Below are 13067 nucleotides of genomic sequence, written 5' to 3'. Positions count from 1 at the left end.
GAGTAACGAGAATGTCTGCAGGACTAGTACAAGCAGCTTATATTGTTGCTGCATTATTCTTCATTCTGAGCCTTGCTGGTTTATCTAAGCAAGAATCAGCAAAATCAGGTAACTACTACGGCATTGCCGGTATGACGATCGCTTTGATCGCAACGATCTTCGGCCCTGAGTCACAAGGCTTTATTTGGATCATTATCGCTATGGCTATTGGTGGCACTATCGGTATCCATTACGCCAAGAAAGTGGAAATGACGGAAATGCCAGAGCTTGTTGCAATTCTGCACAGCTTTGTTGGTATGGCGGCAGTATTGGTGGGTTACAATAGCTATCTCGACGCTCCTGAAGCGGCGACGCATGCTGAACATGTTATTCATTTAGTGGAAGTCTTCCTCGGTGTCTTTATTGGTGCGGTGACCTTTACCGGTTCAGTGGTCGCATTTGGTAAGCTTCGTGGTATTGTTTCGTCTTCACCTTTAAACCTGCCTCACAAGCACAAGATGAATCTCGCTGCGGTGGTTGTTTCAACCTTGCTGATGCTGCATTTCGTCAATGCTGATGGCAGCATGTTTGCGCTTATCGTGATGACACTGATTGCTTTCGCGTTTGGCTATCATCTGGTCGCGTCAATTGGTGGTGCGGATATGCCAGTTGTTGTATCCATGCTTAACTCATATTCTGGTTGGGCAGCAGCTGCTGCAGGCTTCATGCTTGCCAATGACCTTCTCATTGTCACTGGCGCGTTGGTCGGTTCTTCAGGCGCTATCCTTTCCTACATAATGTGTAAAGCAATGAACCGTTCTTTTGTCAGTGTGATCGCTGGTGGTTTTGGTCAAGAAATCTCTGTGAGTGCAGATGTTGAGTATGGAGACCATCGCGAATCTACAGCCGATGAAATCGCTGAAATGCTCAAGAACTCAAAATCAGTGATCATTACTCCTGGGTACGGTATGGCCGTCGCACAAGCACAGTACCCTGTGCATGAAATTACTGAAAAGTTAAGAGCTAAGGGAATAGAAGTACGCTTTGGTATCCACCCTGTGGCGGGTCGATTGCCAGGCCACATGAACGTACTACTGGCAGAGGCCAAGGTGCCGTACGATATTGTTCTAGAAATGGACGAGATTAACGACGATTTTGAAGAAACCGATACCGTTTTGGTTATTGGTGCCAATGATACTGTTAACCCCGCAGCACAAGAAGACCCAAACAGCCCAATCGCTGGCATGCCGGTTCTAGAAGTTTGGAATGCAAAAAACGTCGTCGTATTCAAACGATCAATGAACACTGGCTATGCAGGCGTGCAAAACCCACTGTTCTTTAAAGACAATACGCAAATGCTGTTCGGTGATGCGAAGGAGAGTGTAGACGCCATTTCCAAAGCTCTGTAACATGATATAACTAACTAAGAAGCCAGCAACTGCTGGCTTCTTTTGTTTTATGACTAGCATTATTGACACCAATATTACATTTGAAATTCATATTTTTGCGATAATGCTTTACTCTAAATCTAACCTACTGATTTATAGATTTTTTGCATTGATTAAAACGGCTTTCAATATATTCACAGTATGCACAGCAGCGCTGAGCTTTAGCGTCAGCGCTAATTCGCTGCCAGAACGCATCGACCAATTTGTCGATGCGTTCAGTCACGATCAATTCAGCGCATCTTACGACATTCGCATCATGCAGTCTGATTATCCGACCCGTTTGATTACACCAGATTCAATGCTCCCTCAAACATCATCGTATCCGCTGAGAGATATTCAGCGTTTATATCAATTGGCACAAAACTGTACTGGCAAGCTGCCGTTAAGCCCGTTGATTACTGAACCACTCGTATTTACTCGCGCCGTTTGCAAAGGAACAAAACTGAGTGAAAAGTGGTTCGCACGCAGTGGATTGATTCACCCCGGCGGTGGTACCTATGCAAAACGTTATGTTGCTTTGCACCCTGAAAGACAAGGGCAGTTGCAACAGTACATGCATATTAAGGAGCGACCATTAGCACCAAGAGCAACATTGCTTGGCCGTTTACAGAGGATGAATGAAGAAACCATACTCGCTTTGCTTTCAGGCTCTAGTATGTTTCTTGAGCAGGGCGAGTTGTGGCTGCGACAAAATGATAGCTACTTAATTTTTAGCGAAAGCGTTTGGAAACAGAATGCCGACAATGCAGGGTTAAGCGTTCAGCTAAAAAGTGAATCAAATAGCTGTTTCGTTCAAAGAGGCAACCTTTGTTGGGATATAGAAGATCATTCTCAAGTATTGCGAATCAGCATGGTCGTGTTGGTGATTGCCAATATCCTGCTTGTTTTGGGATGGTCTGTTTACCGATGGAATACAAAACGACAAGAGATGAAGAGTCGAATGTTGATTCTTCAGATACTTACACATGAACTTAGGACCCCGATCGCGAGTCTATCACTAACAGTAGAGGGGTTTCGTCGGGAATTCGAGAAGCTGCCGGAATCCGTATATGATGAATTTCGACGTTTGTGTGAAGATTCGCGACGCCTGCGTCAGCTGGCGGAAGCGAGCAAAGATTATTTGCAGTCAGATAATAAACCTTTGGCCACTGAATGGGTGCCCTCCGTCAAAGAATGGCTGGAGTTTAAGGTAGACGAAGAATTTAATGGCAAGATCGAATTAAAGATCAATGAAGACATAGCAGCTAAGCTGAATGTTTATTGGTTAGGAACTTGTATTGATAACCTGATACGCAACGCGACTAAATATGGTGTTGCGCCGATAGTGCTAGATATCAGCACTGATGATAATTTAATTACCGTTAAGGTCATTGACCAAGGTGAGCTAACTCATAAGGATTGGCGACAATTACGTAAGCCATTCGTTAGCAAAGCTGGTCTTGGTTTAGGCTTAACTATCGTTGAATCAATGGTGGGAAGAATGGGGGGTAAAATGACTCTGATCGGTCCACCAACAACGTTTATATTGGAGATACCTTGTGAAACAGACACTGCTTCTTGTTGAAGACGACAAAAACCTGGCCGACGGCCTGTTAGTAAGCCTGGAGCAAGCAGGATATGAGTGTTTTCACGCTGAAACAATTGCTGATGTAGAGCAATATTGGAAGAAAGCGGACCTTGTTATTTTGGACCGACAATTGCCAGATGGCGATTCAGTTGAACACTTGGTCGGATGGAAAGAGACCAAAGATGTCCCTGTCATTTTGTTGACTGCACTTGTCACTGTAAAAGACAAAGTCACAGGCTTGGATGCAGGTGCCAACGACTATCTAACAAAACCATTTGCAGAAGCTGAACTGTTTGCACGCATTCGTGCTCAACTTAGAGCGCCCGAATCTGATACACAGGACGAGAGTAAGGTAAAGACCCAGCATTTAGTGATAGATAAAGCAACACGTGAAGTCTTCTACAAAGAAGCGTCGATTACTTTAACTCGGACTGAATTTGATTTACTTCTATTCTTAGCAAGCAATTTGGGACGCGTATTTACGCGCGATGAATTGCTGGACCATGTGTGGGGCTATAATCATTTTCCAACTACGCGTACCGTAGATACGCATGTTCTTCAGTTACGACAAAAACTTCCTGGACTGGAAATCGAAACGCTTCGTGGCGTTGGATACAAAATGAAGGCCTAATGAAAGTTAAAGCGTTAGTTTTAGGCGTGCTAATGAGCACGCCTGTCTTTGCTGCCAATCCTCCTTGGTTTGAGAGCAATTCGCCGCTGACTCAAGCGCACCGTTATCTTCTCAATGATGACTTGCCTGCGATGTTTTCATCGATAGTTGAAGTGTGGCAACAGGATAAGAGCCAAGCGATATCACCACACCTCAATGAGTTGTTTCAACAATCACTGCAAGTTGATTGTGGAAAGGGGCTCGATTCAAAACCTTTTCCTGATTGGGTAAAAGGCGTCACGGTTCGTGCCATCGAAACACAAAGTCCGGGCCGAGATTCCTATCGAGCTTTGGTTGAAGTTGCCTCACGCAAGGATATCACTGATATTTCGCTCACTCGCTGGGTTCAAAAAAGCATTTCTACTGACAATTCCTTCGTGACACTTACTGAGGGAGAAAATCAGGTTAAGTCTTACGTTAAGCGTTACAACCTAAATAGTAAAATCCCTATGGGGCTATATCGTTTAGACGTCACCGCAAAAGACCAAACCTCATGGAGCTCTTGGATTGTATTTGGTGAACCCAAAGCAAAAGTTACAGTTCGCTGGCAATCTAAAGAGCAATGGCGAGTCGATAGAAACGCATTGTTGAATTCTCACTGCCCATTACCAAAACTCGATACGGCGCTTTATGACTATGTCGATGGCCAATACAACAAAGTATGGGGAGCTACCTACGTATCTGATTATCCAACCACATTAGAGCCAAACATTGTTGACCCAGGTAGATACGTTTTAGCCATTTCGATGACCCACCAAAGATGGCAAGGTCCAATAATTGTTGAACAATCCCAAATAATTAGTAAAACATACGACGTTTCTATAGAGGAATAACTAAAGTTAAGACACAATAGGTCGATGTAAACACATGGAAATAGAAAGTTTATATCGATATGAAAAATTCAATAAAAATCCTATCGTTGTCTATTGCGTTAGCTTCCTCAAGTTCATACGCAGCCACTTATGCGGTCGAAGCACGTGGTGATGCAATGGGTGGCGTCGGGGTTGTTTCTGCAAACTTCTTAACCGCCCCTTTTTATAACCCGGCGATCACTGCGATTTATCGGCGCAATGACGATGTTGGCATGCTCATTCCTTCTTTTGGCTTAGCCTACAATGATGAACATGAGATGGTCGACGGATTAGACCAAGCTGCAGACATCATTAATAGTGCCGTTAGCAGTAAAACCATTACTGCTGAAGATTCAGCACGCCTACAGACAACGCTTGATGGCTTGGAAAATGACATCGCCAAGCTCGAAATTGGCGGTGTTGTCGCGTTCGCTATACCAAATAGTTTTGTTGCGGCTAACTTATTCGGGAAAGTATACGCTGAGTCCTTTGCCCAAACTGATATTTACTCAGGCGCAAACACAGGTAACAGCGACTTAAATACCGCTGTTAACGCAGAGCTCAGCGCAGTCAACGCGGTTGCGATAGGGGTGGCTGAAGTTGGCGTATCCCTGGCAAAGTATCAAACTTTCCTCGGTCAGCATATTTCTTTTGGTGTTTCACCTAAAATTCAACGCGTTTATACCTATGTCTACAGTGCCAATCTAAACAACTACGACATTAAAGATGTGCGTGATAATGGCACTGGCGAAACCATGTTCAATATGGACGCTGGCTTTCTTTGGTTCCGTGGTCCTCTGCGTGTTGGCGTCTCTGCCATGAATTTGGTGTCCCGTGATATTATGACACAAACGCTTCCTGCTCAGACACTGACGTCAAGTATCGACTCGAGCCAATCACGTACAGTTTCTGCGACTTCATACGCCTATCAGATGAAACCACAATACACCGTGGGACTTGGCTTGGTTGCAGACTACGCCACACTGAGTGTCGATTACGATATCAATGAAGACGAGCGATATACCAACTTCAAAGACAACACTCAATATGTGAGAGTCGGTGGAGAAATCGATATCATGCGTCAACTTAAGCTGAGGGCAGGGTGGCGAAGAAACCTGGCTTACGATAATTTGGACGACACCATTACAGCGGGTATTGGCTTATCACCATTGAACCTATTCCAAATGGATATCGGCGCGAGCTATACCAACGAAAACTCAATGGGGGCTTACGTTAACTTCCTAGGAAGTTATTAGAAGCGCTGGCGATAGTAAAGAAATCGTAATATAGTCGGCTCCTAAATAAACAGGAGCCTTTTTTATGTTAGATGATTTTCCCCCTCTGTCCCATCAAGACCAACAGAAAGCCGTTGAAAAGATCCAACAGCTGATGGCACAGGGAGTCAGTACAGCTGAAGCCATAAAAATTGTCGCAGAGGAAATCAGACAGCAGGCCGAGCCTAAAGAGTAAAACATTCATTTTTATAAAAAGAGAGCAAGAGATTGCTCTCTTTTTTTTTATGTCACCGGCAAAAGATAGGTAGGTAGTTGCCACATATTTCTCAATAAAAAATATCTTTCTGCATTATTCCCAAGCACCTGGCTTCACTCCCGAAGCATTAAATACCAAGCCAATACAATAACTTACAACAGAGCTTTTGACTGCAAGATGCCCTTGCTCAGTGCGCCGTGTAATAAAATTACACTTTTGATAACTTAGTCTGTAAGCGCTTACTGTCAGCTAGGGGATTACTCTGTGGTGTTATGCCGTAACAATTGATAATGTATTGTTCTGTCCCATTCCATTATCGGTGCGCCAATTCGTAAACTTGCCGTAATAGGCGATGAGAGTGGCTGAACTTGATGTGTTGGTGAGAGTCTCAAACAATGAGCCAGTCCAAGTATTGTCGTTCAATGCGAGTTACAACGTAACATGTTATGTGGATTTGAAAAGAAAAATCAGGTAAGTATTGGCCTAATAAACAGCATGCGGGCAAAGGTGCAGGCTACAGTTTTGATGGATTATCAAACTGGTTGGCTGCTCTGTCCTTGCCATTTATCTGATTAAATAAACACTACCAATTAAACTCAACGGTGGTTGATTCAATAATCGTGTCGTTAGCGTATCTTTTGAGAGGATGAGCAATCGAGTTCGGTGTATAAACAGCCTTATATTGGGCAAGCTTTTTCTTCAGTGGAACGTAAACGTGCTTGCCTTCAACGGACATAGTTCGAAAGCCCAGTAACAAGTTAAGCTCGTAAGATAAAGCATATTTTCCGTTAACCAAAGGAGTAATCGCGAGCCAGGAATCACAATTCACTTTCGTACGTGAAATGTTTGCTAGATCAACTTGACTCAATCCAACATAAACTCCGTTGTTTTCGCAGAGTTTAAAACGTATTTCAATCGGTTCGACATCAACATTGACGACGACCGTTCTGTCTCTTTCACCTGCTCGACTATACACAAACGTTACCTGCTTCTTTTCCGGATTGAGTCCACCAATGACATGTTCAAACATAGTGTTTTCTAGAAATGGCGTCGGTTGATTGTTCGCAGGGAGAGTACAGCCGGAGAGTGTCAATAGAGATAAGGTTAAAGCAAGTGGTCTCATTGGGTAAGAAGGAAAGAATGAGTGAAACACATTGCATTGTCGCACAAGGTGTATACTCTTTACTAGCACCAGCCAGTCAAAAGTTAATAACGACCACCATGTCTCTTGAGCGTACAAACTTCCGACATCACAAACAAGTAAAGCATGATTACTATCGGTCCTGTTGCTAGATTCCACCATTGATTACCGACAAAAATAGTAGAGGCAGGCCAATTTAAATTGATCACACCGATGGCACACAACCAACCTGAAACTAGGCCGGTGAGAAAAAGAACAAAGCTTGGCAGAATCAAACCGCAGGCTAGCGTTGCTGAAAGACGCTCACTTCTGACCAATGAAAACACCAACCACGGAATGGTCAACATCAATAGTTCTAAGGCAGCAACCATGGGATATCTCCTAACCCTAACACTAGCAGTGTAGTAAAACTTATGGATGAGATTGTGAATATCAGTGCGTTTCTTGAATATGAGACAGCATCGTACTCGCACTTCACCTGCTCAAAGGCTTTAGAGTCTTTTTCTCAAATTCTGGTCCCTATCGCAGAAATTAGACGCAAACCAATTCTTCCTTCCGAATGAAGGGGCAGGGTGTGCCAAAAAATACACACCTCAAGTTCGCTGTAAAAGATAAATAATCATAATCATAATCATTATGTATATCTTTGTTACCTAATAATTTATTTGATCATCTATAATATTTTATTTTAATTAATGAATTTCTCCTCTCGTGCAAGCCTCAATAAGTCTTTAACTTATATTTAATCTAGTAATTCACCTTAACTCATTAAAAAACATAAAAAGCTAAGAGGGTTGGTCCCCATGAATAAAGCAACGTCACTACAACGGCAATCAATTGATGTTCAGTTTCTACAGAAGCTGCTCAATCGTACTAATTTAGAACTAAAAATATCTTCGCTGAATGAACAGCGCTATCGGTCAATAGTTTTAGACGACAGTTCGATGACGAAGTGGCTCAATAGCCATCATGTTTCCTGTTCTTTAAAACGAAATTTTCATATCAATATTAACCATTTCAAAAAACAGCCGGAGCTCGGTACTTTTATTGGTGTATACGATAGTCGGATTAGGAGATTACATCCGCTGTTTCTGGAGCCGCTAAAGGAAGGTTTAGCCCAAGAAATTACCGATAGATTAATGTCGATGGTCACTTATATCGCGTTGTATTTTCTCTCGACGTATCCAAATAGTGCTGGTGTGTACATCGTCGATCCACCCAAAACATTTCTATCAAATTATGGTCTTTATGGATATAAAGTATTGGACTATGGGTGTGAGCAGGATACGCCAGTGATGTTTGGTACGTTTGAGAGCCTTTACGAACGTCAACAAGACGTGCTGTTCGAGATGCTACTTGACCATGAGTTGGACTTATTAGTTTCTAGAAAACAGCACTACCCAGCGCCGCAAACAGACCGACTAAAGTTACGTCCGACAACAAGGACAAATTTAGCCTCTGGCCCGCTCAGCAAAGCTAACTCATCATAAAACGGCAAACACCGTGGACAAACCATGGATGTTAATCAACACAACAGCTCAACAATAAACTGAGTTCATTAATAGCTCTTGAGAAAAAAGAATAAATAATTCTTATTTATATGTCGAGCGAACGAAGGCCTCCTATGGTTAAACTTGGCATTCAACGCGAGGTGGAAAAATGGAAGCAACAATAAACAGAGAGGTACTCGAAACCGTATCATTTCTTCAGCAAATCATGGACAAAGCCCAAATGGGCGTTTTGGTGACGGCACTCGACGACCATGATTATGAAGGGCTCGTCAATCACGAACCCAGTGTTTTGAATTGGTTAGATTATTATTCGATGATGTGTTCGACCAAAAGCACACTTCATATGGGACTGAAAGTGATCAATAACGCAGACTTTCAAGGCGCAGTGCTTGGAATATATGATGATCTTACACAGCAGTTTCATGTGATTTTGCTTGAGCAGTTGGCCCTCAGCGTCCATGAACAACAACTCCAACACCGATTGGTCTCTTTAGTTTCCATTGCCTCGGTCTACTTTATGTCACTCTATCCCAACCATTCTGGTATACATATTGTCGAGCCATTTGAAAATTTGATTCCACATTATGAAACCTTTGGCTTTTATAAAACTGATGCTGATGCCAGTACCATGTACGCCACATTTGACGAGCTGTTTGAATGCCAGCAAGATTTGTTCTTCAGCGTATCTGTGCAAAATGCTTATTAGGAGAGACACTATGATGTTCAAGCAGACACGAAAGAAACACCCGAAAGTAAAGGCCAAACGGCCATCAAAACACCAAGTCAGGAAGGTACTTCTCCAGACAGCTTGTGTGTTACTGCAAGATGAGCGTTACAAAGTGTCGATAGAAGAAAGCGAAGCATTTAAGCGCTTAAGCGGGTGATAAACCACAAACATCAAACATTTCACTAAAGGAGGAACAGAGATGGAAAAAGTGCTAAAAAATGGGCTGATAACGATAGTTTGTCTCGTATATCAGCCCGCTTCAAATGCTATAAAAGCGCCTTACTTATTTAATTATGTGGGTCATATTGAGAGACAGTACAAAAGCCTCCTTGAACACCATCAGTATAAATTGTTGCCATTCCTTTACCCTGCGCTCTCATAGCAAGAGCAACAGATATCATTGTTTTGTTCTCTTCTTTTATTAGCATCCAACCACTGGGGTTAACGCCATTGCAGTCTGTTGGCACTTTGCGTTCGTCAACTCTAATCAACAATCCATCTCGAGTACTAGTTATGTCATAAACTTCACCAGAAACGTAAGTCTTGAACGCTGTTGATGAAAATACGATTGACGGGAAAAGACACAATACAAGCAGAAAATATTTCTTCAAAACAAGAACTTCCTTTGATTGAATAGAAAAGAACAAGATCTTATCCAATGAGTCAGTTTTAATCAATCAAATGAATGTTTTTAAATGAGAAGACTAGCAAATAATTTGCATTCAATATCACTATAGACTTCTTACAGTATTCCTTTCCCGACACCAATAGCAGGCATCTGCTCAATGTTTATGCGAAAGATGCGGATTAGGGAGCTTAGACCGAATATAGATCGCGCATTCCGATACTTTACGCTGTGTTTTTAGCAAAGTAGGGGGACGAGTAAAACAATGAATAAGGTGTAGAGCAAGGGTAGCAATAATTTGAGCGACATTACAAGGCGTTGGTGCCAGCAATTGAAAGAGGGGCAAGATAGAATGATGATTATATTCAGGCAGCTATCGAATCATTAAAGACCTTACCACCAAATGGAGCAAGAAGAACTAATTTTTATAGAGCCTACTTAAGAGATATTGACGGGCTATCCCGTTTACCCAAGAACCCAAACTCTCTTTCTACTGCGTACTGGTGGTAGTCAATGTTAAACAAGGCAATATTTTTTTACTTCTAGTGATAACAAGTTTCTCATATATGGGCTTTATTGAACAAGCTACAGCGAACTGGTACCAGATCACTAGTGCTATTATTATGTTTTACTTTATGTACCTCGGTACTTTTAAGAAAAGAGTCTCCCGCATTCTTGTTTATGTTGTGTTGATTAATACGTTAATCGCAGGCTTGCTTGGTGTCTATGATGAACTCAATGATGGCTATATTCACCTAATCAGTGAGACGGAGTTAGTAGGTTATCTGAGCTTTGTTTCGGCGTACTATTATTTGTCTCTTAAACTGATTCTAGAATAGAAAGAGTAGGCTGTTTCATTTTGAAGGAAGGTGATTTTCGTTCATTTTTCAGCTAGAATTGCACTCAAAAAGGGAGTGGTACCGTTAAAAAGGCCCAAATATTTATGAGCATCATTGAGCAGATTTATACCGTTATCTTAATGGGAAGGTAGGCAAGAGGTACTGTTTTCTCCTATAGCCGCCATAAGAAAAAGACCACTTGTTTTCCTTAAACAACTATTTCTTAGGGTCATTTACGTGACAGTGTAACCAATAATGCGAAAATATTAAAAATGAAATCTAATGCCAGCAACAGGTGCCCGCATTAAACTAACAAAACCAAGTACACCGACGTTTATAATCTAACCCGCCGGTGTAGCACGCCCTTAATTGAATTGTAATGCGGGCCCAACTCACTAAAACAAGTCAGCAATTCCTTTTATGCTTCGTATTGTATTTTCCGTTTGTGATAAGTTTTCATAGAATGATTGCTGCTTATCCAGAGTATTTAATCGTTTATTTAACTGATCTTTCCGGCTGTTAGGCAAATCATTGTTAGAAAGCTCTTCAACTATCTTGTTCTTCTCAACCTGAATCTTATGCAGTGCGAGTTCATTCTCGTATTTGCTTACCTTGTATTCTGCTTGGTCTAACTTATATCTCGCAGATTTAAGGTTCGCCTCATAGGTTTTTCTATCACTATCGCTGAGGCTTTGACCATCAAGCAATGCAACATAATGGTTTATATTACTTTCATACGAGCGTTGTTCTGATTGCGCACTTGCCAAATTGTGATATGGCGTATATCCCGATAAAAATTCGAGCGAAAGTTCCGCAGGGCATACATTATTATAGCTTTGGTTGGACTTACCAAGTGATACACCATTTTCATAAGTGCAAAATGATTTAAGCCCTTCACTTCGACCTTCGCTATAGAGCTTAACATCCACTTGCACTTGATACTCTGAACAGTCTTTATTATATTCGGCAGCATGACTATCTTTACCTTTCTGACCATCAGATAGGCCTACCTGATACCAATCCCCAAGCAAACATTCTTCTTCACTAATAGATGAACAGCCTGATACAGATCCTAGTAAAATGGCATAAAGTGGGACAATGCAATATTTGCGCATAAAATTAAATTCCATATTGATTTTTTAGATTAGATCGAATTTTGAAGACAACACATAAAATGTTCACTTTGTTTGTAAAATGAGCAAAAAGATTCATTTTATGAATCAATGTTAACTTATTGAAAAAACGAAATAAACTTATAAGTTCAAAGAGAATGAATGCTTAAAATTGCGCTACACCCATTGAGCTGCAAAATAGGCAGTCAAAATGTGCAAAAGTTGATCGGCAGTGTTGGGATAGTTCAGTAGGTCGTTCGCGATTCCTTCGCATTTGTTGGTGAGTACGTGTTGCTCGCGCAGTATAAGCAACAACATCAGACAAACCAATTCAATACGCATTGCGATGACCATCGATGAGCGAGCTCTCGCAGACCACCATTAACGTTATGCCCTAAGCAGAGCACGCAATTGAAAAGACAAAAAGCGAACCAAGCGAACAAGAAGAAGCCCCGTAGACTCCGAAAGCTTGCGGCAGCGTTTGATGTACCGCTTGAAAGCGATGTGAATCTGCTAAAAGAAGCGCAGTACCACAAGAACCAGCGATACTGCGCACTCACATTATCTTTGCCGACTAATTAACAAACATTTTTAAACATTATTTACTTCTAGTTAGGGTTGGCTTGAATAACCTTTCATATGAATACAAGGATGAAGAACTGTTTTTTTACAGAGTGTTACTCCATATAATATCGCGAATATCCTGTCTGTTTCTTCTGCTCCGCCCGGCATCTGCATGGTGTAAGCATGATTCTAATTGACTTAATTTTTTAAGTGTTATGATATGAATAATTAGAAGGTTTATAATATGGCTATTTGTAAATCTAACTTAGACAACCTCGAATACAATATTGAAAGTAACATGGCTGCAATGAGCCTTCCTTTGCCAAAAACAGTTTTTGGCTCAATAACAACGGTCAGTGCTGCTCTTGCAGCAATAAAAACAGCCTTATCAGTAAAGCATATGATGTTCCTCTTTCTGTTGTTTCTGCAGGAAGAGCAAGTAAACAATTGGCAGGCATTGGTGCTACTTTTTGGGCTGGTGCCATAATTGGTTCCGCTCTTATGGCTTCAAAGAGAGCAACATCATGTAACAGGTTAGAGTT

General features: G+C 41.7%; 15 protein-coding genes. 11 read left to right on the top strand and 4 right to left on the bottom strand.

What is annotated here, in order from left to right; all coding sequences use genetic code 11:
- Positions 1-11: 11 nt before the first annotated feature.
- From pntB to KW548_24290, 6 genes are all read left to right on the top strand, one after another.
- Complete coding sequence (pntB, locus tag KW548_24315) at positions 12-1388, top strand: Re/Si-specific NAD(P)(+) transhydrogenase subunit beta (GenBank protein QXX08699.1); 1377 nt, start codon at positions 12-14, stop codon at positions 1386-1388.
- A 148-nt stretch (positions 1389-1536) separates the two neighbouring features.
- Entirely contained in the window at positions 1537-2991 is a 1455-nt protein-coding gene (locus KW548_24310) for a sensor histidine kinase (protein ID QXX08698.1), read from the top strand.
- Complete coding sequence (locus KW548_24305) at positions 2966-3625, top strand: response regulator transcription factor (GenBank protein QXX08697.1); 660 nt, start codon at positions 2966-2968, stop codon at positions 3623-3625. The genes KW548_24310 and KW548_24305 overlap by 26 nt, the downstream gene beginning before the upstream one ends.
- Positions 3625-4497, top strand: coding sequence for a DUF2861 family protein (locus KW548_24300; protein ID QXX08696.1), 873 nt, complete (start codon positions 3625-3627; stop codon positions 4495-4497). Before KW548_24305 ends, KW548_24300 begins: the two co-directional genes overlap by 1 nt.
- Before the next feature lie 59 nt (positions 4498-4556).
- Positions 4557-5771 (top strand): conjugal transfer protein TraF, encoded by a 1215-nt coding sequence (locus KW548_24295; protein QXX08695.1) that lies wholly within the window; start codon positions 4557-4559, stop codon positions 5769-5771.
- A 64-nt stretch (positions 5772-5835) separates the two neighbouring features.
- Positions 5836-5985 carry a YoaH family protein gene (locus KW548_24290; GenBank protein QXX08694.1) on the top strand — a complete coding sequence of 50 codons (150 nt, stop codon included), beginning with the start codon at positions 5836-5838 and terminating at the stop codon, positions 5983-5985.
- Positions 5986-6589: 604 nt separating this feature from the next.
- Here the strand turns inward: KW548_24290 and KW548_24285 are convergent.
- Positions 6590-7036 carry a hypothetical protein gene (locus tag KW548_24285; GenBank protein ID QXX08693.1) on the bottom strand — a complete coding sequence of 149 codons (447 nt, stop codon included), beginning with the start codon at positions 7034-7036 and terminating at the stop codon, positions 6590-6592.
- Between the two features lie 176 nt (positions 7037-7212).
- The gene (locus KW548_24280) at positions 7213-7518 is read right to left on the bottom strand and encodes a hypothetical protein (protein ID QXX08692.1); all 306 of its coding nucleotides are present in this window, start codon (positions 7516-7518) and stop codon (positions 7213-7215) included.
- Between the two features lie 432 nt (positions 7519-7950).
- Between KW548_24280 and KW548_24275 the strand changes: the two genes are divergently transcribed.
- The 3 genes from KW548_24275 (at position 7951) to KW548_24265 (ending at position 9542) form a co-directional block, all read left to right on the top strand.
- On the top strand, positions 7951-8637 hold the full coding sequence (locus tag KW548_24275; protein QXX08691.1) for a hypothetical protein: 687 nt from the start codon (positions 7951-7953) through the stop codon (positions 8635-8637).
- Between the two features lie 169 nt (positions 8638-8806).
- On the top strand, positions 8807-9364 hold the full coding sequence (locus tag KW548_24270) for a hypothetical protein (GenBank protein QXX08690.1): 558 nt from the start codon (positions 8807-8809) through the stop codon (positions 9362-9364).
- A gap of 10 nt (positions 9365-9374) precedes the next feature.
- On the top strand, positions 9375-9542 hold the full coding sequence (locus KW548_24265) for a hypothetical protein (GenBank protein ID QXX08689.1): 168 nt from the start codon (positions 9375-9377) through the stop codon (positions 9540-9542).
- A gap of 130 nt (positions 9543-9672) precedes the next feature.
- Here KW548_24265 and KW548_24260 read toward each other — a convergent pair whose 3' ends face one another.
- The gene (locus tag KW548_24260) at positions 9673-10032 is read right to left on the bottom strand and encodes a hypothetical protein (GenBank protein ID QXX08688.1); all 360 of its coding nucleotides are present in this window, start codon (positions 10030-10032) and stop codon (positions 9673-9675) included.
- Positions 10033-10576: 544 nt separating this feature from the next.
- Between KW548_24260 and KW548_24255 the strand changes: the two genes are divergently transcribed.
- The gene (locus KW548_24255) at positions 10577-10849 is read left to right on the top strand and encodes a hypothetical protein (protein QXX08687.1); all 273 of its coding nucleotides are present in this window, start codon (positions 10577-10579) and stop codon (positions 10847-10849) included.
- Between the two features lie 395 nt (positions 10850-11244).
- On the opposite strand, the gene KW548_24250 is transcribed toward KW548_24255, so the two are convergent.
- On the bottom strand, positions 11245-11979 hold the full coding sequence (locus tag KW548_24250) for a DUF2799 domain-containing protein (GenBank protein ID QXX08686.1): 735 nt from the start codon (positions 11977-11979) through the stop codon (positions 11245-11247).
- A gap of 790 nt (positions 11980-12769) precedes the next feature.
- On the opposite strand from KW548_24250, the gene KW548_24245 reads away from it, so the two are divergent.
- Positions 12770-13012: a hypothetical protein gene (locus KW548_24245; protein ID QXX08685.1), complete on the top strand. Its 243-nt coding sequence runs from the start codon at positions 12770-12772 to the stop codon at positions 13010-13012.
- The last annotated feature ends 55 nt before the right edge of the window (positions 13013-13067 follow it).

This window comes from Vibrio neptunius (assembly GCA_019339365.1).
GTDB classification, from domain to species: domain Bacteria; phylum Pseudomonadota; class Gammaproteobacteria; order Enterobacterales; family Vibrionaceae; genus Vibrio; species Vibrio neptunius.
This window is presented reverse-complemented; position numbering and strand designations above follow the sequence as displayed.

What these genes read in the sequence shown, in the direction of transcription:
- KW548_24255 (QXX08687.1), top strand. Translation starts at nt 10,577, where the DNA reads ATGGGCTTTATTGAACAAGCTACAGCGAACTGGTACCAGATCACTAGT.
- KW548_24295 (QXX08695.1), top strand. Translation starts at nt 4,557, where the DNA reads ATGAAAAATTCAATAAAAATCCTATCGTTGTCTATTGCGTTAGCTTCC.
- KW548_24270 (QXX08690.1), top strand. Translation starts at nt 8,807, where the DNA reads ATGGAAGCAACAATAAACAGAGAGGTACTCGAAACCGTATCATTTCTT.
- KW548_24245 (QXX08685.1), top strand. Translation starts at nt 12,770, where the DNA reads ATGGCTATTTGTAAATCTAACTTAGACAACCTCGAATACAATATTGAA.
- pntB (QXX08699.1), top strand. Translation starts at nt 12, where the DNA reads ATGTCTGCAGGACTAGTACAAGCAGCTTATATTGTTGCTGCATTATTC.
- KW548_24285 (QXX08693.1), bottom strand. Translation starts at nt 7,036, where the DNA reads ATGTTTGAACATGTCATTGGTGGACTCAATCCGGAAAAGAAGCAGGTA.
- KW548_24275 (QXX08691.1), top strand. Translation starts at nt 7,951, where the DNA reads ATGAATAAAGCAACGTCACTACAACGGCAATCAATTGATGTTCAGTTT.
- KW548_24280 (QXX08692.1), bottom strand. Translation starts at nt 7,518, where the DNA reads ATGGTTGCTGCCTTAGAACTATTGATGTTGACCATTCCGTGGTTGGTG.
- KW548_24250 (QXX08686.1), bottom strand. Translation starts at nt 11,979, where the DNA reads ATGGAATTTAATTTTATGCGCAAATATTGCATTGTCCCACTTTATGCC.
- KW548_24265 (QXX08689.1), top strand. Translation starts at nt 9,375, where the DNA reads ATGATGTTCAAGCAGACACGAAAGAAACACCCGAAAGTAAAGGCCAAA.
- KW548_24290 (QXX08694.1), top strand. Translation starts at nt 5,836, where the DNA reads ATGTTAGATGATTTTCCCCCTCTGTCCCATCAAGACCAACAGAAAGCC.
- KW548_24300 (QXX08696.1), top strand. Translation starts at nt 3,625, where the DNA reads ATGAAAGTTAAAGCGTTAGTTTTAGGCGTGCTAATGAGCACGCCTGTC.